Genomic DNA, 20,638 nt, shown 5'->3' with positions numbered 1-20,638 from the left:
AAGACTTATGAAAACGACGGTTAATTCACTGGAAGGCAATCGCCTGGACCTGTTCATTGACGGGCAGTACGTGGCGCCCAGCAAGGGACGCTATGTCGATAGCTTCGACCCCACCACCGGGCAGGCGTGGTACCAGTTTGCCGAAGCGGATGCGGATGATGTGGATCGCGCCGTTCAGGCGGCCCGTCGAGCGTTCGTCAATCCGGCCTGGCGGCGCATGACCCAGACGGATCGCGGCAAGCTGGTGCGTCGTCTGGCCGAGTTGGTGCTGGAAAACGCCGAGGAACTGGCCCTGCTCGAAACCCGAGACAACGGCAAGCTGATGCGCGAAATGCGTGCCCAGATGCGCGCCCTTCCTGACGCCTACACCTATTTCGCCGGCATGGCGGACAAGCTGCAAGGCGACACTATTCCCGTCAACAAGCTCGACCAGCTCAATTTCAACATTCGTGAACCGTTGGGCGTGATCGGCATGATCACCCCGTGGAACTCCCCGCTCATGCTGCTGACCGGCACCCTGGCGCCCAGCCTGGCCATCGGCAACACGGTCGTCATCAAGCCTTCCGAACATGCCACGGCATCAACGCTAGCGTTGGCGGAGCTGATCATGGAAGCCGGTTTCCCGGCAGGTGTGGTCAACGTGGTCAGTGGCGGCGGTGCGATCACCGGCGAAGCACTGACCCGGCACAAGGACATCGACAAATACGTGTTCACCGGCAGCACCGACACTGGTCGACGCATCGCAGGCAACGCGGCGAACAACCTCGCGCCGTGCCAGATGGAACTGGGCGGCAAATCCCCGCACGTGGTGTTCGCCGACGTGGACATCGAGAAAGCCGTGAACGGCGTCGTCTCGGGTGTGTTCGCCGCCGCTGGCCAGACCTGCGTGGCCGGGTCGCGCTGCTTCGTCGAAGCTAGTATTTACGACCAGTTCGTCGAAGCGCTGGTCGCCCGTACGCAACGCATCACCGTTGGCCATCCGATGGAAGACAACACCGACATCGGCCCGCTGGCCCTGCAAGCCCAATTGCAAAAGCTCCAGCACTACATCGCGTCCGGTTCCAGTCAGGGGGCACGGGTGGCCATCGGTGGCAAGCGCCCCGACACCTCGAATCTGTCCCAAGGCTGGTACTTCGAACCAACGGTCATGGCCAACGCCACCAACGACATGACGTTCATGCGCGACGAGCTGTTCGGGCCTGTGGTGGGCGTGGTGCCGTTCAACTCCGAAGAAGAAATGATCACCTTGGCCAATGACAGCGCTTACGGCCTGGCCTCGGGGGTCTGGACTCAGAACATTGATCGCGCCATGCGCTTCGCCAGTCGCATCGATGCCGGGACCGTCTGGATCAACACCTACCGCTCGGCGGCCTACATGTCGGCCAACGGCGGGTTCAAGGACAGCGGCTACGGGCGGCGTGGCGGGTTTGACGTCATGCGCGAATTCTCCCGCGCCAAAAACATCGTCATCGATTACTCAGGCGCGATGCAGGATCCGTTCGTGATCCGTCTGCGCTGATTCATTCCACGCGTCTGCCCAGGGGGAATACGCATGAAATTCGCTGTCTCGATCAGCATGGAACGCGCGTCGCCGAACGTGCCCATGCACACCGTTATCGCCAACGTGCTGGAACTGGCGCGCATGGCCGATGAAGGCGGTTTTGAAACGCTGTGGACGTCCGAGCACCACACGCTCGAATGCACCATCGCGCCCAACCCGTTTCAGACACTCGTGTGGCTAGGCCAACACACTCAACGCATTCGGCTGGGCACCGCGACGATTGCGGCCGCCTACTGGAATCCGATTCGTCTCGCCGCGGAAGCGGCGCTGTGCGACCACCTCACCAACGGGCGGCTCGAATTCGGCATCGCCCGTGGCTCGTATCAGTATGAGTTCGACCGCATGAACCCCGGCGTCGTCCAGCAGGAAGGCGTGGCGTACATGAAGGAGCTGGTGCCTGCCGTGCAAAAGCTCTGGCAGGGCGATTACGCACACGAGGGCCATTACTGGAATTTCCCGCTGACCGCCGCTGTGCCCAAACCGTTGCAGAAAGCCCCGCCGATCTGGGTCGCGGCCCGTGATCCCGGCACCTTCGACTGGGCCTTGAGCATCGGTGCGAACATTCTCTCCACGCCGCTTTCTCTGCCCGCTGCCGAGATCAAGGTGCTGAGCGACAAGTTCGAAAAAGCCGTGGCCGATCACCCGGAAGTGCCGCGTCCCCGCTTCATGATGCAACGCCGCACCTGCGTGTATGCCCGTCAGGACGACTGGGAAATTCCGGTGCGTCACAGCATGGACTTCGGTCGCACCTTCGAGAATCTGATGCAGAACATCGGCTCGGTTCACGACGGTTTCCCTGAAGCGGTGCCATTCGAAAGCGTGAAAGGCAAAGAGAACTACAACCCGGAAAACATCCGCCGCAACCTGATGTTCGGCACCCCTGAGGAAGTGATCGAGAAGTTACTGGATTACGAGGCCGCCGGGGTGGATCAGTATTGCCTAGGCCTGAGCTTCAACCTGCCGTTCGAACTGCAAAAGCAGACGCTGCGGTTGTTCATCGATGAAGTCATGCCGTTCTTCGCCGAGCGTGAACGCACTCGCCAGCGGGCCGTGAATCAATGAACGCCGTGGCTCGGGATCGGCAGCTGACCGTAGGGCGCGTCAGCCTGAACTACCGCGTGGACGGCGAGGGCGCCGAGCAACTGGTGTGCATCCACGGCGTCGGCTCCAGCCTGCTGGCGTGGGAAGGCGTGGTCGAGCGGCTCAATCAGCGTTTCACGATTCTGACCTTCGACTTGCGCGGCCACGGGAATTCCACCCGGCTCAAGGGTCGCTACGACATCGATGAGATGGTCGATGAGGCGCTGTCCCTGGCTGACGCCATCGGGTTCTCGCGCTTTCATCTGGCGGGGTTTTCACTGGGTGGCCTCATCGCCCAGCGGCTGGCCCTGACCCACCCCGAGCGCGTGCGTCGGCTGGTGCTGCTGTCCACGGTCGCGGGGCGCAACGCGCAGGAACGTGAACGGGTCATGGCGCGCCTGGCGGCGTTGCAAGCTGGCGAACCGGGCTCGCATTACGACGCCTCCCTGTCGCGCTGGCTGACCGAGGATTTTCAGATGAAAAACCCGCAGCTGGTCGCGCAACTGCGCGAGCGCAACGCCCAAAACGACCCCGAATGTTACGCGGCGGCGTATCGAATTCTGGCAGAGAGTGATTTTGGCGACGCGCTTCATCAGATTCAGTGCCCGACGTTGATTGCCACAGGCGCTGACGACGCCGGTTCCAATCCACGCATGGCCGCGTTCATGCACGAGCGCATAGCCGGTTCGCAGTTGCGGATTCTGCCGGGGCTTCGGCATTCGATCCTGACCGAGGCCCCAGAGTTGGTGGCCTCAATGATGCAAGGCTTTCTGCTGGAAACCGCGACTGAACCCGAGGCGCAATCATGATTCTTGAAGAGCGCATTTACCGAATCCGCTCGGGGCAGATGAGCAACTACCTGGCGTTGGTCCGCGAAGAAGGCCTGGCGATTCAGCAGCCGATTCTGGGCCGCCTGATCGGCTACTTCGTCAGCGAAATCGGCCCACTCAGCCATGTAGTGCACATGTGGGCCTACGACAGTTTCGAGGAGCGGGTCAGGCGCCGACAGTTGCTGGCGCAGGATCCGCGATGGCAGGTATTCATTCCCAGACTCACGGCGCTGATCGAGAGCTCGGAAAATCGTATCTTGTTACCCACTGACTTTTCACCGCTGCAATGAACAAAAAACGAGCGTGGTCACGAGGCCGCGCCACTGAGCCTGTTTGCTGATGCGTGCTTGCTCACCGATCGATAAGGCAGCGCCTGGAAAGCCCGATTAACGGCTCCGGCGCGAATGCCAGCAACTGCCATCGCCAACAGATTACGGTTTGAATTTCCGCATCTTGGAAAAAATGGAGGCACGGGTGAGTGAACGTCTGAAGATTGAGAACCTGTACAAGGTCTTTTCCTCCACCCCGCAAAGAGCCATGCAGCTCTTGGCGCAAGGGGCGAGCAAGGACCGGATTCTGGCGGAGACCAGCACGGTCGTCGGCCTGAACAACGTCTCGCTGTCGGTGCCCAGTGGCGCGATCTACATGATCATGGGGCTGTCCGGCTCGGGGAAATCCACGCTCGCCCGTTGCATCAACCGCTTGAACGAGCCGACAGCGGGCAAGATCTTGCTGGACGGCCAAGACATCGTCGGCCTGAATGAAAAGGACCTGCGAGAAGTGCGCCGTACGCGCATCTCCATGGTCTTCCAGCATTTCGCGCTGTTGCCTAACAAATCCATCATCGAGAACACCGAGTTCGGCTTGAAGCTGCGTGGCATTGCGCCCGCCCAGCGCCGTCAGCGGGCCGAGGAAGTGTTGTCAGTGGTCGGGCTGTCGAAGTGGGCCTATCACTACCCGCACGAACTGTCCGGCGGCATGCGCCAGCGGGTCGGGCTGGCGCGGGCGCTGACCACGGACGCCGACGTGTTGATCATGGACGAAGCTTTCAGCGCACTCGACCCGCTGATCCGCTGCGAAATGCAGGACGAATTGCTGCGCCTGCAACGCAGCCTGAAGAAGACCATTCTGTTCATCACCCATGATTTTCAGGAAGCGCTCAAGCTCGGCACACGCATCGCGATCATGGCCGACGGGCAGGTGGTGCGCGAGGGCACGCCGCAATCCATCGTCATGGAGCCGGGCAGCGAGTACGTCTGCGGTTTCACCCGTGAAGTCGATCGCTCGCGGCTATTCGATGCGCGCTCGGTGATGCAACCGGCCTCGACCTTCCTGGATGACGCGCTGGGCCGTGTGGTCGGTAATCAGCAAGCGTTCCGCAAGGACGCCTTCGTGCTGACGCCGGGCAACAAAGTCCTCGGCGTGCTGGACGCGCAATCGCTGCTCAAGGTCCGCGCAGGCAGCCCGGCGAGCAATCTGGTGTCGACTAATTTCGTCACGGTCTCGGCCAACACCAAGCTGGTGGAGATCTCGCGGATGATGAAGGCCGATCAACCGGTCGCGGTCGTCGATGAAAGCGGGGCTTTTATCGGCACGCTGGAGCCGGAAAACATCCTGGAATGCATCGGCACCGTTTCCTCTCCACGAAACCTCACACAAGAAGGTGCACACCATGCTTGAGGCACAAGACCTGGCCGTTTTTCCCGTCGATGAATGGGTGTCGGATGGCGTGCAGTGGCTCGGAATCCACTTCCGGCCCATCTTCCTGGCGATTCGCTGGCCGATCGAAAACCTGCTGGCGTTCAACGACTACCTGCTGCACGCCGTTCCATTCCCGGTGATGGTGGTGCTGATGTTTTTGGTGGCGTACCGCGCCGCGAGCCTGGGCATTGCCTTTTTCAGTGCGGCGTCGCTGATCGCCATTGCCGCGCTGGGCGTCTGGGACGAAGCCATGACCACGCTGTCGCTGATCACCACGGCGATTGTCATGTGCATGATCATCGGCATCCCGATGGGCATTCTCTGCGCTCGCAGCGAGAAGGTCTGGAGCGTCGTCCGGCCGATTCTCGACATCATGCAGACCACACCGACCTTCGTGTACCTGGTGCCGGTGGTGATGCTGTTCGGCGTCGGCACGGTGTCCGGTGAAGTGGCGGTGGTCATCGCGGCTGCGCCACCGCTGATTCGCTTTACGTACCTGGGCATTCGCATGGTTGATCAGGAAATCGTCGAGGCAGGCCTCGCGTTCGGTGCGGACAAGCGTCAGTTGCTCTGGGAAATCCAGTTGCCGATGGCTATTCCGACCATGCTCGGCGGCCTCAATCAGACGGTTCTCACGGCCATGGTGATGTCGGTCGTGGTCGCGATGATCGGCGCAGAAGGCTTGGGTCTCGTGGTGTTACAGGGCCTGGGTCGACTGGACGTGGGACGCGCCGCGGTGGGCGGTATCGCCATCGTGCTGCTGGCCATGATGCTCGACCGCATCACGCAGAAACTCGCGCTGCCGGTCAAACGCGGCAAACGCCAATCACTGTTCAAACGGCTGGTCAGCCCGAACCGGGTCAACGCCTGATTCATTCGAGGTCCGCACTCACCGAAAATCCGTTCACCCAACGTTGTACCGATCACTGCACCGATTCGTGAAACCACTAAAACAACAATGAGTGCCTGATCTTCATCGCCGTGCTTAGGCTGCAAGAAGCAACTGCCATCACTGAAGAAACGGACACGCCAAGGGGAAACCATGAAACAGATGCTAAAGCGCTTGCTTGCAACGATGACCGCCGCAGTCCTTGTCAGCGCCTCGGTCCTTGCCGTGGCGGCCGACGAGCCTGGCAAAGGCAAGACGGTCCGTCTGGCGCAATCCGACAGCATGGGCGGCAACTACGTGTTGACCACCATCACCGCCGAAGCCCTGAAACAGCTGGGCTACGACGTCAAAGTAAGCACCGTCAACTCGACGCTGTTCTTCCAGGCTGCCGCCCAAGGCGATCTGGACATCGCCATGGATCTGAACTTCCCCCAGCGTCAGCCTGGCTTCGACAAGGTCAAGGACAAGGCGCAAATGGTGGGCAAAGGCTCGATTCAGGGCGGCGGCTACAACGGCTATCTGATCGACAAGAAGACCGCCGACAAATACAACATCACTTCGCTGGAACAGTTGAAGGACCCGAAAATCGCGGGGCTCTTCGGCAAGAACGGCAAGGCTGAGCTGATCAACTGCGATCCGGGCTGGAGCTGCGGTGACGTGGTTGAGTACCAGCTCGACAAATTCGGCCTCAAAGACACCATCACCTCCGTGCGTGGCAAATATGAAGCGCTGATGTTCGAAGTCGTCGCCCGCGAAAAACGCGGCGAGCCGGTGTTCTTCTACGCGTGGATTCCCTCGTGGATGACCAATGCCCTGGTGCCTGGCAAAGACGTCGTCTGGCTGCCGACCCCATTCGATGCACTGCCGCCGAACGTGCCGAATGCCGGTTCTGCCTCGATTCCGGGCGTCCCCGGCTGCGCGGGAAATGCTGACCCCTGCCGGATGGCCATGGCAGTCTGGAACTGGAACGCCGTCGCCAACAACACCTTCATCAACGCCAACCCCGCTGTGAAAGCGCTGGCTGAGCAAATTTCGTTCTCCCGCGAGACGTGGTCCGCCTGGGAAAAAGCCATCAGCACCGGCGGTGGCAGCGACCGCAAGATTCGCAAAATGGCCGAGGACTGGATGAACGAAAACAAGACCACTTTCGATGGCTGGGTCGCCGCTGCGAAGAACGCCGGTTGATTCGCCCCTGCTGACGAAGCGGCCGGGTCCGACAGCACAGTGTGCTGCGTGACCCGTTCAGTTCAGCAGGTCCTGTGGTCCCGAACCGCGATACGGCATCCGCCGTTCGCGGTTTTTTTTAGACTTTTTTCACCCTCCCGAATAAGGCGCTCGTCATGCTCAAACTGCGACTCAAAGACCCCTCCCTGTTCGCTGATCATGCCTACGTGGGCGGCCACTGGATTCAAGCGGACAATGGCGTGACACTCCGCGTGACTAATCCCGCCACCGGCCACGAGCTGGGACTGATCCCCGCGTTGGGCGTCAACGAGACGCGGCGGGCCGTGGAATGTGCGAACGAGGCCTGGAAAGACTGGCGCCACGTCACACCCGCCGAGCGCGCCAAACTGCTGGAAAGGTGGCACCAGCTGATTCTGGAGAATCAGGAAGACCTGGCGCAGATCATGACAGCGGAGCAGGGCAAGCCGCTGGCGGAAGCCCGAGGCGAGATCGCCTACGGCGCCAGTTTCGTCAAATGGTTTGCTGAAGAGGCCCGGCGCATTTACGGCGACACCATTCCCGCGCCCACCGCGGATCGCCGCATCCTCACGCTCAAGCAGCCAGTGGGTGTGACGGCTGCCATCACGCCGTGGAATTTCCCGAACGCGATGATCACCCGCAAATGCGCGCCGGCCTTGGCGGCAGGCTGCACAGTCATCGTCAAACCCTCCGAGATGACGCCGTATTCCGCATTGGCCTTGGCGGTGCTGGCCGAGCGGGCGGGGTTTCCCAAGGGCGTCATTCAGGTGGTCACCGGATTGCCGACGGAGATTGGCGCTGAGCTGACCGGCAATCCCCTGGTGCGCAAGCTGTCGTTCACCGGCTCCACCCGCGTCGGCCAATTGCTGATGGGCCAGTGCGCCAGCAGCATCAAACGCCTGAGCCTGGAATTGGGTGGCAATGCGCCTTTTATCGTCTTTGATGACGCTGACCTTGAGTTGGCGATTGCCGGGGTCATGCAGAGCAAATTTCGTAATGCCGGACAGACCTGCGTCTGCGCCAATCGCATTCTGGTGCAAGACGGCATTTATGAGCGGTTTGCTGAGCGGCTGGCGGCCGAAGTCGCGAAGCTCATCGTTGGCAACGGGCTGGAGCAGGGCGTGACCATTGGCCCGCTGATCAACCGTGCTGCGGTCACGAAAGTGGCGTCGCACATTGGCGATGCGCTGGAAAAAGGCGCCGCCGTGCTGGCGGGCGGGATGCCGGAGGGCGACGGTTTGTATGTGCAGCCGACCGTCCTGCTGGAAGCGACCCCCGACATGCTCATGGCGAACGAAGAAACGTTCGGACCTGTGGCGCCGTTGTTTCGGTTTACCGATGAGGCCGAAGCGATCGAAATGGCCAATGCCACGCCATTTGGCCTCGGGGCGTATTACTTCACCCAGGACATGCGCCGCTCATGGCGCGTGGGCGAAGCGCTGGAGTTCGGCATGGTGGGGTTGAATACCGGGATCATTTCCATGGAAGTCGCCCCGTTTGGCGGGGTGAAGCAATCCGGCATCGGACGGGAAGGCTCGAAATACGGCCTCGATGAATTTCTTGAAGTGAAGGCCTGGCACATTGGCGGTTTGGGGTGAGGGCGCTTTGGTGGTGAGTCAGTTGCCGGCGCGTTGGCGGACACTCCGCCTTCGCGAGCAAGCTCACTCCTACAATTTTGTGGCAACCCTGGATCTTTGGTCTGCCGCAAAACCTGTAGGAGTGAGCTTGCTCGCGAAAGGATGGAGGCCTTCACATCATTTCGGCTGACGTACCGCCTCGCCCCCCAATGCTTCGGTGGTGTCATCGGCGTTATAGCGTCGATGACGGCGGCTTGAGCAGACTGCGCAACGGCAATGCATTTCTCATGACTGGCGACTTAATCACGATGTAGCTGAAGTACTTCTCGATGCCAATGTTCTTGTCGAGCAACGACTCCATCAACTCCTGGTAGTACTGAATGCTGCCCGTGACGAAGCGCACGAGGTAGTCGTAACCGCCGCTGATGAGGTGGCATTCCAGCACTTCGTCGATGTTGCGGATGCACGATTCAAACTTCACGAAATCGCTGCGTTTGTGATCCGACAGGGTGATCTCTGTGAACACCGTCACCGTGTTCACCAGCTTCGAAATGTCGACCTGCGCTTCATAGCCGCTGATGTAGCCCGCCGCTTCCAGACGTTTGACCCGTTGCAGGCACGGGCTCGGCGACAGCCCCACCGCCTCCGCGAGGGCGATGTTGGTCATTCGCGCATCCTTTTGCAGATGAACCAGAATGTTGATGTCGATCCGGTCCAGCTTCATGCCTGCGTGCATCTGACTACCTCGAACACCAAAAGTGAATGGCACCGCGCGAACCCCGGCGCTGGCGTAGTTGTACTGTGTCGAAGGGATGCCCTGCAAACAGAAGCTTGCCAGCCCCGGCAATCGTTATCGCCTTGCCGGGACCGGCGACGGGAAGATCAGGCCCCGGCCTTCAGTAATGCCTGCTTGAGTGCCTGAAGGGCTTCGTCGATCTGTTCAGGCGTGGTCGTGAGCGGCGCCAGGAAGCGCACGGTGTTGCGATGCACGCCGCACTTGATCACCAACAACCCGGCTTCGCGCGCGTGATCGATGACGTTTTGCGCCAGCACGGCATCCGGGGTTTGCGCCGCATCCGCCGCCACCATTTCAATCGCCAGCATGAACCCACGTCCCCGCACGTCGCCAATGCGCGAGTGGCTTTTCTGCAAGTCCAGCAAGCCCGCCCGCAATTGCGTCGCGAGGCGTTCGCCCTGGGCCAGCAGGTCTTCCTGTTCGAACAGATCGAGCACCGCCAGCGCCGCCGCGCATGCCACAGGGTTCCCGCCATAGGTGCCGCCCAAGCCTCCGGGCGTCGGCGCTTCCATGATCTCGGCGCGTCCGACCACGCCGGACAGCGGCAGACCGCCCGCCAGGCTTTTCGCCGTGGTCACCAGATCAGGCTGAATCCCAGAATGCTGGAAACCAAACATCGTACCGGTGCGCCCGAACCCCGCCTGAATCTCATCGCAAATCAGCACGATGCCATGCCGCGTGCAGCGTTCTCTGAGGGCTCGCATGAATTCCACCGGTGCCGCGAGAAATCCACCATCGCCCTGTACCGGCTCGACGATGATCGCCGCGACCCTCTCTGGCGCCACATCAGTCGCGAACACCTCGTCCAGCGCCTGCAAGGCTTTTTCGGTGGTCATGCCACGGAACGCATCAGGGTAGGGCGTGTGGAAAATGTCTGCGGGAAACGGACCGAAGTTCTGCTTGTAGGGCTGACTCATCCCCGTCAGCGTGACGCCCAGCAACGTGCGGCCATGAAAGCCGCCGCGAAACGAAATGATGGCCGGGCGATTGGTGTAGCCCCGTGCAATCTTGATTGCGTTCTCCACAGCTTCCGCGCCGGACGTGAACAGCACGCTTTTATAGTGCTCGCCGCCGCCGACCAGTTTGTTCAACCGGGCACAGACGTTGATGTAGCTCTCATACGCCACCACCTGAAAGCTCGCGTGGGAGACCTCCCCAACCTGCTTGCGCACGGCTTCCACCACCCGGGGATGGTTATGGCCGGTATTCAACACCCCGATGCCGCCCACGAAATCAAGATAGCGCTTGCCATCGACGTCCCATAACTCGGTGCCTTGGGCGCGGGCGACGACAACCGGATGTGCCGTCGCGACGCCGCGCGCCACATGCTGCTCGCGCAGGGCCAGAAGTTGGTCATTTCGCGTGTTTGCAGAAGTCATGTCGCTCTCCCTCACGGGCCGCCGGAATGGCTGCCAACCTGCTAAGAGGGTAAGCAGACGGCCGCGTGGAGGACGCTGAAGTTGACTGGGCGACTGATCGAATTGGCCGTTTTCATGCCGTCAAACAGCATAAATGACTGGATGATCGATGGGCGCGATTCAGTACCCCCTGAGCCGTTCGATCACGCCTGTCATCGCCTCGCCCCGTTGATGCCGTCGGATGTTGTCCAGCAATGCGCCGAAGGCCGATTGCGGAAAGGTCATCGCGCCGATATGGGGCGTCAGCCAGATCTTGGGGTGATCCCAGAAAGGGTGCTCTTCGGAAGGTGGCTCCTGCTCCAACACGTCAATGACCGCTTGATCGAGGTGCCCGCTGTCCAAAGCCGTCAGCAGATCGGCGTCGACCAGTTGAGCGCCGCGCCCCAAATTGATCACGCTGGCGCCAGAGGGCAACGCTGCGAACAGGTCGGCATTGAGTATCCCTCGGGTCTCGTCGGTCAATGGCAGCAGACACAGCAGAATGTCGCACTGACTCAGAAACGCGGGCAGTTGCGCTTTGCCCGCATAGCAATCAACGCCTTCTATATGATGCGCCGACCGCGCCCACCCCAAACGCTTGAACCCGTAAGCACCCAAGTGCCGCAGCACCGCAGTGCCCAGATTGCCCAGGCCCATGACGCCAATCCGACGCTCGCTGGCCGGCGTCAGCGCGTGGGCTGTCCATTCATGCTGGTGTTGTTGGCGCAGGTACAGCGGCACCTGTCGATGCAGGCTGAGCACCGTGAGGCTGGCGTATTCGACGATGCCTTGCGCAATGCCGGGGTCCAGCACACGAACCACTGGCACGTGGTCGGGCAGTTGGCTCAGGTCGAACTGATCTACGCCAGCGGACAGCGCATAAATGACTTCCAGATTGCTGAACTCCGCGAGATTTTCCGGCGGCAACCACGCCGCCAGGTAGCGAATCTCGGTCGGGTCGCCCACGTCGGGCCACAGGCGGATTTCGATATCGGGCGCGTGCTCCGCGAACAGGGCTTTCCAGGTCGGGCCACGGCTGGGGTCGGACTTATAAAGCAGGGCCATAGAACGCTCCTCCAGGATGAGTTACGGCATATTGCCCTGTTGGCGCAGAAGTTTTGCCTGAATGGTCAGGATCAAACGGCAGATTACGCGGACCGATCCTCAGTTGGCGGCCGGGCGATACTGCAATGCCTCCGCAATGTGGCTTCTGGAAATCGCCTCGACTCGCTCCAGATCCGCCAGCGTGCGCGCGACTTTCAGCAGTCGATGGGCCGAACGAAGTGACAGGCTCAAGCGCTCGCACGCGGTTTCGAGCCAGGCTTCGTCTTCGGGCAGCAAGGCGCAGTGTTGGCGTAAGGCGGGAAGGTCGAGGAAGGCATTGGCGCAGCCTTGGCGCTTTTGCTGGCGCTCGCGGGCTTCTGAAACCAACTCCGCGGCACTGGCGCTGCTTTCTCCGGTTTGAGCGGTCGCAGCCAGTGATGTCGCTTCACGGGCGACGGTCAGGTGCAGGTCGATGCGATCCAGCAACGGCCCGGACAGCTTGTTGCGGTAGCGCTGAATCTGATCGGTTGAGCAGCGGCAGCGCCCGGTCGGCTCGCCGTGATAGCCGCAGGGGCAGGGGTTCATCGCCGCCACCAATTGAAAGCGTGCCGGAAAGCGCACCCGATCCCGGGCGCGGGAAATCACGATGTGGCCGGATTCCAGCGGCTCACGCAGCACTTCCAGCACGCGCCGATCAAACTCGGGCAATTCATCGAGAAACAGCACGCCATGGTGGGCCAACGTGATTTCGCCAGGTTGCGGGCGACTGCCACCGCCGACCAGCGCTGGTCCGGAGGCAGAGTGGTGGGGTTGTCGAAACGGGCGCTGGGGCCAACTGGTAAGGGGCGCGTGACTGGCCACCGATTGAATCGCCGCCACTTCCAGCGCTTCACGCTCGTCCAGCGGTGGCAAAAGACCGGGAAGACGGCTCGCCAGCAAAGTTTTGCCCGTCCCCGGCGGACCACTGAACAGCAAGTTGTGCGCTCCGGCAGCGGCAACCAACAACGCACGTTTGGCAGCGGGCTGGCCCTGAACCTCGCTCAAGTCCGGATAAGGCTGGGTTTGCAGAATCAGGCCGTTGGATTTGTACGGCGCAATCGTGGCGTGGCCATTGAGGTGAGACACCAATTCCAAGAGATGACTGACCGCAATCACCTTCAAACCCGACGCCAGGCACGCCTCTTCAGCGTTCACCGCCGGGACGATCAGCGTATGCCCCGCCTCCCGCGCCGCCAACGCCGCAGGCAACACGCCTTGCACAGGCCGTATCGCGCCCGACAGCGCCAGCTCGCCCAGACATTCCACGCCATCGAGCGCCAGCGTGGGTAGCTGCCCACTTGCCGCCAGCAAGCCCAATGCAATCGCCAGATCGAAACGCCCGCCATCCTTGGGAAGATCGGCAGGCGCCAGATTCAACGTGATCCGCCGCGCCGGAAAGTCCAGCCGACAATTCAGAATCGCCGAACGTACCCGATCCTTGCTCTCCCTCACCGCCCCCTCCGGCAGCCCCACCAGCGTCAACGCGGGCAGGCCGTTGGCGAGATGAGTTTCGACGGTCACCGCAGGGGCTTCGACCCCGACTTGAGCGCGGCTGAGAACGATGGCGAGGGACATGAGCGATCCTTGGAGGCGGCACCGCTTCCTGCGGCGTGCTGAAGGATAGTCAGGGGAGTGAGGTGAGGGAGGGGGTAAGTTCTACGGGGTGTTTCTAGCGTTTTGGTTGTTGTGTTCGGAGCTATCGCTGTCTACAATTTCACGTTAATGAATAACGTTAAGCGTTAGCAATGATTGCAAGTTTCAGATGTAGGGATACTGAATCACTTTTTTACCACGGCAAAACACGGGTGTGGTCCTCGATCCTTTCGGTCGTGGAACGCAAACTGACCATGCTGGATGCGGCTACTTCGCTAGCAGATCTAAGGTCTCCACCCGGGAATCGGCTTGAGGCTCTGGACGGCGACCGTAAAGGGCAGCACAGCATACGGATCAACGCCCAATGGCGGATTTGTTTCGTTTGGGGTGCGAATGGGCCGGAAGACGTCGAAATCGTCGATTACCACTGAGGCAACCATGACCAAGAACGGAATGCGGCCGGTACATCCTGGCGAAATTCTCAAAGAAGAGTATCTGGAGCCTTTGGGGCTCACGGCTGCGGCGTTGGCGCGGGCATTGGGTGTTTCCACGCCCACGGTCAACGATATCGTTTTGCAGCGAAGAGGCGTGAGCGCGGACGTGGCGTTGCGCCTTGCCGCTTGCCTTGAAACCACCCCGGAGTTCTGGCTGAACCTGCAACTGACCTACGATCTGCGCAAGGCAGAAATCGAACGAGGAGCGGCCATCAAGGCACAGGTCCAGCGCATCGCGCACTGTGCCTGAACACAACTGACATGCCCGGCCAATGACGGGGCATGTCGCGGCTTACTCTTTTGGCTGCCCCGCCAACTGCGCTTCCATCTCCGCCATCTTCGCTTCCAGTGCCTCAAGACGGGCACGGGTTCGGGCGAGGACGACCATCTGGCTGTCGAATTCTTCCCGGCTGACCAGATCCAGTTTGCTGAAGCCGCTTTGCAGCAGGGCCTTGAACTGGGTCTCGAATTCGTTGCGGGGCAGTGGGGTCTCGCCGTTGAACAACCGCGAGGCGTGGCCGCTCAGGGCATCTAGAAAAGCTTTGGGCGCGAGCATGATCGTCTTCCGGAATCAGAGGGGCGGAAGTGTATCACGCAGCGTCTATAGTCATTTCACGCTGGCGGCGCTGCACGCTTTTCGAGCATTTGGCCGTGCACGTTCGCACTGTTGTTGTGCGACAGGATTGAGTGATGGCGATCTGAAGTCGCGTGGAGTGAGCTGAGGGGCCGTAATTCGCGGGTTTTCACGAGATGGCAAGGTTTCTGCTTAGTGGCATATGACCCATGCACTGATGCAGTCGCTGTGACGAATGCAGTGCGGCAGGCGGAGCGGGGAAGTGTTTCGTCAGAAGCGGTTTTCTGGAGTTGGCCTGTTTCGGGCCAACGACGCGTTACAAAGCCAGACACTGCGCTTAGACTTGAGACGGGTTTGTTTTCCTGGGGCAAGTCCACCAATTCGGGAGAAAGTTTCATGAAGCTAGTCACTGCCATCATCAAGCCGTTCAAGCTGGACGACGTACGCGAGTCGTTGTCGGAAATCGGCGTGCAGGGCATCACGGTAACTGAAGTCAAAGGCTTCGGACGTCAGAAAGGCCACACCGAGCTGTATCGCGGTGCGGAATACGTTGTCGACTTCCTTCCCAAGGTGAAGATCGACGTTGCGATCGATGACAAGGATCTGGACCGCGTTATCGAAGCGATAACCAAAGCGGCCAACACCGGCAAGATCGGTGACGGAAAGATCTTCGTGGTCAATCTGGAACAGGCTATTCGCATCCGTACCGGCGAAACCGATACCGACGCAATCTAAGCCGCCAAACCCCAACGCCCCAGGAGAAAACAATATGACTCTGCGTCAATTCGCAGGGCTAGGAGCCCTGTTGTCCCTCGTAACCCCTGGCTTGGCCATGGCGGCAGACGAAGTGGCAGCCCCCGCAGCACCTGTACTCAACTCAGGCGACACCGCCTGGATGCTGACGTCCACCGCATTGGTGCTGTTCATGACCGTTCCCGGTCTGGCACTGTTCTACGGCGGCATGGTTCGTCAGAAAAACGTGCTTTCCGTGATGATGCAGTGCTTCGCCATCACCGGCCTGATCAGCATCCTGTGGTGCATCTACGGTTACAGCCTGGCCTTCGACACCACGGGAATGGAAGCCAACGTCATCAATTTCAACTCCTTCGTCGGCGGTCTGTCGAAGGCGTTCCTGGCGGGCATCACGCCTGCCAGCATCACCGGTGCGACGGCGCTGTTTCCTGAAGCCGTGTTCGTCACCTTCCAGATGACCTTCGCCATCATCACCCCGGCTCTGATCGTCGGTGCCTTCGCAGAACGCATGAAGTTCTCCGCGATGCTGATCTTCATGGCCATCTGGTTCACCCTGGTCTATGCGCCCATCGCGCACATGGTCTGGAGTGGCGTGGGTGGTCTGCTGTGGGACTGGGGCGTTCTCGACTTCGCAGGCGGCACCGTTGTTCACATCAACGCCGGTGTGGCTGGCCTGGTAGCGTGCCTGGTACTGGGCAAACGCAAAGGCTTCCCGACCACCCCAATGGCTCCGCACAACCTGGGTTACACCCTGGTCGGCGCAGCAATGCTGTGGGTAGGCTGGTTCGGCTTCAACGCAGGCTCGGCTGCTGCGGCCAACGGCACTGCCGGTATGGCGATGCTGGTCACTCAGATCGCAACCGCCGCTGCTGCACTGGGCTGGATGTTCGCCGAGTGGCTGACCCACGGTAAGCCAAGCGCACTGGGCATCGCCTCGGGCGTGGTTGCCGGTCTGGTTGCCATCACCCCGGCGGCCGGTACTGTCGGCCCAATGGGCGGCCTGATCATCGGTCTGGCGGCGGGCGTGGTCTGCTTCTTCTGCGCCACCACCCTGAAACGCAAACTGGGCTACGACGATTCGCTGGATGCCTTCGGCGTTCACGGTATCGGCGGTATCCTCGGCGCGATCTTGACCGGTGTCTTCGCAGCCCCTTCGCTGGGCGGCTTCGGCACTGTGACTGACATCGCTGCACAAGTCTGGATTCAGTGCAAAGGTGTTGGCTTCACGATCATCTACACCGCGATCGTGACCTTCATCATCCTCAAGGTACTGGACGCTGTCATGGGTCTGCGTGTCACCGAGGAAGAAGAAGCGGTCGGCCTCGACCTCGCGCAACACAACGAGCGTGGCTACAACCTGTAATCACGACTCTGAAAAAAATGCCCGGGTTTCCGGGCATTTTTTTGCCTGGCGTTTGTCGATAGGCAAGACCGCTGACGAGTGATGCGCGAAGCCTGTTCCGGCCCCGTTTTAGGGCGTCCTTTGCGATGTTTGCAACGGCTTGCAGTTCCGGGCTTTCGGCTTACAAAAAACGTCACTCATTACGCGCTTTGTTTTTTTTTCCAGCGCGTTAGAATGCGCGCCGAAGGGCGGAGAACGGTATGTGGCAACAGACCAGAATCACGCTGCGGGCCAGGCCTCGCGGATTTCATCTGGTGACCGACGAGATCGTGGCAGGGCTTCCAGGGCTGCGTGAATGTCGTGTTGGCCTGCTGCACGTGTGGCTGCAGCATACGTCAGCCTCGTTGACCATCAACGAGAATGCCGACCCGGCGGTGCGTCGTGACTTCGAGCGTTTTTTCAACCGGCTCATTCCGCAGGATCAGGCAGGTTTTGAACACGACGACGAAGGACCCGACGACCTGCCCGCGCACTTCAAAGCCAGTTTGCTAGGCTGCCAGCTGACCCTCCCGGTAACGGATGGACGGTTGGCACTCGGGACCTGGCAAGGTGTTTATTTAGGAGAGCATCGCGATTCAGGCGGTGCGCGTAAAGTCCTCGCAACCCTTCAGGGCGAGGCGTACGACCGCTGAGGGTTGGCGGTGGTTGAATTTTTTCTGGCTGTCTTAGAAATTATGTGCAGCTGGGCTATAACTAATCTGCTTTCGCAAGTCATGAGGTAGAACATGAGCGACGACGACAACGACGATCTGGTTGAAGACGGTCTGGAAGACGAGGATGACGGTGAGGAGCTTGCAGCTGCTCCCGAAGACGACGGCTCCGAGATAGACGACAGTCCTGAAGCGGCGGCCACCCCCACCAAAGGCAAGGCCAAGGCTGCGGTCTCGGTCGATGAGCTGCCTAGCGTTGAGGCCAAGAACAAAGAGCGTGATGCTCTGGCTCGCGCGATGGAAGAGTTCCTCGCCCGTGGCGGCAAAGTGCAGGAAGTGGAGGCCAACGTGGTCGCCGATCCGCCCAAGAAGCCTGACAACAAGTACGGTAGCCGCCCTATCTAAAGGGTGTCAGATACCTGCTGAAAAAAGCCCGCTGTCGCTGCGGGCTTTTTTTTGGCTGGGGTTTGGCTTGGCATTCTTACTCAGATGCCCTGCGGGCCTGATCGCGAGCAAGCTCACTCCTACATCTTTTGCAACGTGCCATGGCCTGATGTACCGAGTAGGCAGCCGTGGCGTCCGGCAAGAGATGTCACGGTCGGCTTTAAAGGCTAAGAGCTCGGTGCGTCGGATGCGGTACGTTGCAACGAATGTAGGAGTGAGCTTGCTCGCGATCAGGCCCGCAGGGCATCAGAGTAAGAATCTCCAGCCAAGCGTCACCCCCAACGCGCCAGAACCCCAGGCAAATCCGTCAAGCTCCTGATCTCGGCATCCGGCAGCTTATCGCCTTCCCACGCCTTGCCACTCGGGTTGTACCAGATGGCGCGCAAGCCAGCCTGCTGGGCGCCTGCGATGTCGTCGCCGGGGTGATCGCCAACGTGCACGGCATGGGCGGCTTCGGACTTTCCGCGTTTCAGCGCTTCGAGAAATGGCGCAGGATCAGGTTTGCCGATGCCCAAGTCTTCCGCGCACAGCGCGAACGCAAAATAATCGGCCAGGCCCAGTCGGCGCACGTCGGCGTTGCCGTTGGTGACCACACCCAAGGTGTAGGACTTGGTCAGAATCTCCAGCGTTGGCACCACCTCCGGGAAGATATCCAGCTTGTGCCGCCCTTGGAGAAACACTTCGAAGCTCTGCTCGGCCAGAGCTTCAGCTTCGGCATGGCCGTAACCGGCATCCTCCAGCGCGTGAAACAGTACGCGACGACGTAGCGCACTGATGCGGTGCTTGAAGCTTGGGTCCGCGTCCACCAGCCGCGAGCGGATTTCCCACAGGTGTTCCACCGGGACCGGACCCAATTTAGGGGCGTTCTCGGCCAGCCAATCCCGCAACATGGCCTCCGCGCTCACGATAGCCGGTGCGGTTTCCCACAGGGTGTCGTCCAGGTCGAAGGTGATCAGCTTGATGCTCATTCGGAAGAATCCTTGCGTTTGGCCCTTGGATGGGCGCTGTCGTACACCGTCGCCAAGTGTTGGAAATCCAGGTGGGTGTAGATCTGAGTCGTTGTGATGTCGGCGTGGCCGAGCAATTCCTGTACGCCACGCAGGTCTTGAGAGGACTCCAGCAAGTGGCTGGCGAACGAGTGACGCAGCATGTGCGGGTGCAGATTCTGCCCCAACTCGCGCTCACCTGCCGCCTTGACTCGCAGTTGAATTGATCGCGGCCCGAGGCGTCGGCCCTGCTGGCTGATGAACACAGCATCGTCTTTGGGATTGGCCAACTCGCGTTGTTTCAGCCACGCCTCCAGCGCTTCGCGAGCCTTGCGGCCCACGGGCAACACGCGGGTCTTACTGCCCTTGCCCAGCACTTCGACCAGCCCATCCGCCAAGTCGAGTTGGGCACAGTTCAGTCCTGTCAGCTCAGAGAGGCGCAGCCCTGACGAGTAAAACAGTTCGAGGATTGCATGGTCGCGGCGGGCGAGAAATTCGTCCTCAACGCCGCCTTCCAGCAGCTGCAAGGCGCGGTCAGCATCCAGCGTTTTAGGCAGTCGGCGTTCGCCTTTGGGCGGCGACAGGCCGTTGGCCGGGTCGTGCTCGCACAAGCCTTCACGATTGAGGTAGTGATAGAAGCCGCGCACCGCCGACAGCAGCCGGGCAATGCTGCGTGATGATTGGCCATCTTGATGCAAACGCGCAACGAGGCTGCGCATGGACTGTACGTCCAGCGCTTTCCAGCTTTCGATGCGTTGTTTTTCACAGAACCCGAGCACTTTGCTCAGGTCGCGGCGGTAGGCTTCCAGCGTGTGGCCCGACACTTGGCGCTCACTGCGCAGGTGCGTGCAGTAAGCGTCCAGCTGCCGTTCCATGACTAGCGAACCGAGCGCAGGGCGTTGGTGAAACGCGGCAGCAGGCGGCTCAGCACATCGGCGATGTAAGTGAGAAACAGCGTGCCCACCGAGCTTTTGTAGTGCTGCGGGTCGCGGCTGCCGATGGCCAGAACGCCGTGCAGGCCCTGATGGTTCAGCGCGACGATGGCGGTGGAGCCGACCTCCTTGCTCTGCCCGGCGCCAAACAGAAACTCCAGCTCATGCTCGCGCAACGCGCCGCACACCGTCTTGCCGCCAGAAATCAGGCCGCCGATGGCTTTTTGCGCTTCGGCGCTGCTGACCCAGCGGCCCACGGTCATCGGGTTATCGCTGAACAGAATCAGGCTCACGAACGGCACCTGGAATTCCTGGCGCAGACTGTCTTCTACAGCGATGACAATCTCTTCAAGGCTGGTGGCGTCCATCAAGGCGAGGATCAGACGACGGGTCTTCTCAAACAGGCGGTCGTTGTCCCGCGCGACGTCCATCAGCTGCGACAGGCGATGGCGCATCTCGATATTGCGTTCACGCAAAAGTTTGAGCTGGCGCTCGACCAGCGAAACGGTGTCGCCGCGCTGGTGGGGGATGCGCATCGCGGTGAGTAAATCGTCGTGCTCGGCGAAGAAGTCCGGATGTTGTTGCAGCCAGGCCGCAACCGCCTCGGCTTCAAGGGCAGGCACTTTGGTATCGGCAGGTTCGCCGGGCGTGTCGGTTGAAGTCTGAGGCAAATCGGTCATCGGATACTCTCAC

The 20,638-nt window shown here is 60.7% G+C and carries 22 protein-coding genes; 14 read left to right on the top strand and 8 right to left on the bottom strand.

From position 1 onward, the window contains the following. Positions 1–7: 7 nt before the first annotated feature. The 8 genes from AAEO81_RS30105 (at position 8) to AAEO81_RS30070 (ending at position 8,862) form a co-directional block, all read left to right on the top strand. Positions 8–1,519, top strand: coding sequence for an aldehyde dehydrogenase (locus tag AAEO81_RS30105; RefSeq protein WP_341960874.1), 1,512 nt, complete (start codon positions 8–10; stop codon positions 1,517–1,519). Positions 1,520–1,552: 33 nt separating this feature from the next. After that, on the top strand, positions 1,553–2,623 hold the full coding sequence (locus AAEO81_RS30100) for an LLM class flavin-dependent oxidoreductase (RefSeq protein ID WP_166594073.1): 1,071 nt from the start codon (positions 1,553–1,555) through the stop codon (positions 2,621–2,623). Next, a complete protein-coding gene (locus tag AAEO81_RS30095; RefSeq protein ID WP_341960873.1) occupies positions 2,620–3,450 on the top strand; it encodes an alpha/beta hydrolase in 831 nt (276 codons plus the stop codon). The genes AAEO81_RS30100 and AAEO81_RS30095 overlap by 4 nt, the downstream gene beginning before the upstream one ends. Next, positions 3,447–3,761 (top strand): NIPSNAP family protein, encoded by a 315-nt coding sequence (locus AAEO81_RS30090; protein WP_166594074.1) that lies wholly within the window; start codon positions 3,447–3,449, stop codon positions 3,759–3,761. The genes AAEO81_RS30095 and AAEO81_RS30090 overlap by 4 nt, the downstream gene beginning before the upstream one ends. Before the next feature lie 184 nt (positions 3,762–3,945). Beyond that, positions 3,946–5,151, top strand: coding sequence for a glycine betaine/L-proline ABC transporter ATP-binding protein (locus tag AAEO81_RS30085; RefSeq protein WP_341960871.1), 1,206 nt, complete (start codon positions 3,946–3,948; stop codon positions 5,149–5,151). Continuing rightward, positions 5,144–6,043 carry a proline/glycine betaine ABC transporter permease gene (locus tag AAEO81_RS30080; RefSeq protein ID WP_341960869.1) on the top strand — a complete coding sequence of 300 codons (900 nt, stop codon included), beginning with the start codon at positions 5,144–5,146 and terminating at the stop codon, positions 6,041–6,043. The genes AAEO81_RS30085 and AAEO81_RS30080 overlap by 8 nt, the downstream gene beginning before the upstream one ends. Before the next feature lie 171 nt (positions 6,044–6,214). Further along, positions 6,215–7,246, top strand: coding sequence for a glycine betaine/L-proline ABC transporter substrate-binding protein ProX (proX, locus tag AAEO81_RS30075; protein ID WP_341960868.1), 1,032 nt, complete (start codon positions 6,215–6,217; stop codon positions 7,244–7,246). A 155-nt stretch (positions 7,247–7,401) separates the two neighbouring features. Beyond that, on the top strand, positions 7,402–8,862 hold the full coding sequence (locus AAEO81_RS30070) for an NAD-dependent succinate-semialdehyde dehydrogenase (RefSeq protein WP_341960866.1): 1,461 nt from the start codon (positions 7,402–7,404) through the stop codon (positions 8,860–8,862). Between the two features lie 211 nt (positions 8,863–9,073). Here AAEO81_RS30070 and AAEO81_RS30065 read toward each other — a convergent pair whose 3' ends face one another. The 4 genes from AAEO81_RS30065 to AAEO81_RS30050 form a co-directional block, all read right to left on the bottom strand. After that, positions 9,074–9,577: an Lrp/AsnC family transcriptional regulator gene (locus AAEO81_RS30065; protein WP_341960864.1), complete on the bottom strand. Its 504-nt coding sequence runs from the start codon at positions 9,575–9,577 to the stop codon at positions 9,074–9,076. A gap of 146 nt (positions 9,578–9,723) precedes the next feature. Next, entirely contained in the window at positions 9,724–11,016 is a 1,293-nt protein-coding gene (gene gabT / locus AAEO81_RS30060) for a 4-aminobutyrate--2-oxoglutarate transaminase (protein ID WP_341960862.1), read from the bottom strand. A 159-nt stretch (positions 11,017–11,175) separates the two neighbouring features. After that, entirely contained in the window at positions 11,176–12,099 is a 924-nt protein-coding gene (locus AAEO81_RS30055; RefSeq protein WP_341960860.1) for a glyoxylate/hydroxypyruvate reductase A, read from the bottom strand. A 99-nt stretch (positions 12,100–12,198) separates the two neighbouring features. Beyond that, a complete protein-coding gene (locus tag AAEO81_RS30050) occupies positions 12,199–13,692 on the bottom strand; it encodes a YifB family Mg chelatase-like AAA ATPase (RefSeq protein ID WP_341960858.1) in 1,494 nt (497 codons plus the stop codon). A gap of 170 nt (positions 13,693–13,862) precedes the next feature. On the opposite strand from AAEO81_RS30050, the gene AAEO81_RS30045 reads away from it, so the two are divergent. Then, the gene (locus tag AAEO81_RS30045; protein WP_341960856.1) at positions 13,863–14,141 is read left to right on the top strand and encodes a type II toxin-antitoxin system RelE/ParE family toxin; all 279 of its coding nucleotides are present in this window, start codon (positions 13,863–13,865) and stop codon (positions 14,139–14,141) included. Between the two features lie 7 nt (positions 14,142–14,148). Then, a complete protein-coding gene (locus AAEO81_RS30040; protein ID WP_341960855.1) occupies positions 14,149–14,454 on the top strand; it encodes a HigA family addiction module antitoxin in 306 nt (101 codons plus the stop codon). 42 nt (positions 14,455–14,496) lie between these two features. Here AAEO81_RS30040 and AAEO81_RS30035 read toward each other — a convergent pair whose 3' ends face one another. Then, positions 14,497–14,760: an accessory factor UbiK family protein gene (locus AAEO81_RS30035; RefSeq protein ID WP_341960853.1), complete on the bottom strand. Its 264-nt coding sequence runs from the start codon at positions 14,758–14,760 to the stop codon at positions 14,497–14,499. Between the two features lie 414 nt (positions 14,761–15,174). Here AAEO81_RS30035 and glnK point away from each other — a divergent pair, with 414 nt between their 5' ends. The 4 genes from glnK to sutA all read left to right on the top strand — a co-directional run bounded on the left by glnK (position 15,175) and on the right by sutA (position 17,988). Further along, entirely contained in the window at positions 15,175–15,513 is a 339-nt protein-coding gene (gene glnK, locus AAEO81_RS30030) for a P-II family nitrogen regulator (RefSeq protein ID WP_002555808.1), read from the top strand. 34 nt (positions 15,514–15,547) lie between these two features. Then, positions 15,548–16,894, top strand: coding sequence for an ammonium transporter (locus tag AAEO81_RS30025; protein WP_166594083.1), 1,347 nt, complete (start codon positions 15,548–15,550; stop codon positions 16,892–16,894). Positions 16,895–17,133: 239 nt separating this feature from the next. Continuing rightward, entirely contained in the window at positions 17,134–17,565 is a 432-nt protein-coding gene (locus AAEO81_RS30020; RefSeq protein WP_341960793.1) for a secondary thiamine-phosphate synthase enzyme YjbQ, read from the top strand. A 93-nt stretch (positions 17,566–17,658) separates the two neighbouring features. Further along, positions 17,659–17,988 carry a transcriptional regulator SutA gene (gene sutA, locus AAEO81_RS30015; RefSeq protein WP_166594085.1) on the top strand — a complete coding sequence of 110 codons (330 nt, stop codon included), beginning with the start codon at positions 17,659–17,661 and terminating at the stop codon, positions 17,986–17,988. A 311-nt stretch (positions 17,989–18,299) separates the two neighbouring features. Here the strand turns inward: sutA and AAEO81_RS30010 are convergent, their stop codons facing one another. Genes AAEO81_RS30010 through AAEO81_RS30000 form a run of 3 tightly spaced genes read right to left on the bottom strand, consistent with a single transcriptional unit; the run spans position 18,300 to position 20,625 of the window. After that, positions 18,300–18,995, bottom strand: coding sequence for an HAD family hydrolase (locus AAEO81_RS30010; RefSeq protein WP_341960792.1), 696 nt, complete (start codon positions 18,993–18,995; stop codon positions 18,300–18,302). Beyond that, positions 18,992–19,888: a tyrosine recombinase XerC gene (xerC, locus tag AAEO81_RS30005; protein WP_341960791.1), complete on the bottom strand. Its 897-nt coding sequence runs from the start codon at positions 19,886–19,888 to the stop codon at positions 18,992–18,994. The genes AAEO81_RS30010 and xerC overlap by 4 nt, the downstream gene beginning before the upstream one ends. Before the next feature lie 2 nt (positions 19,889–19,890). Next, entirely contained in the window at positions 19,891–20,625 is a 735-nt protein-coding gene (locus AAEO81_RS30000; RefSeq protein WP_341960790.1) for a DUF484 family protein, read from the bottom strand. Positions 20,626–20,638 lie beyond the last annotated feature (13 nt).

It is taken from the genome of Pseudomonas sp. RC10 (genome assembly GCF_038397775.1).
GTDB lineage: Bacteria > Pseudomonadota > Gammaproteobacteria > Pseudomonadales > Pseudomonadaceae > Aquipseudomonas > Aquipseudomonas bambusae.
This window is presented reverse-complemented; position numbering and strand designations above follow the sequence as displayed.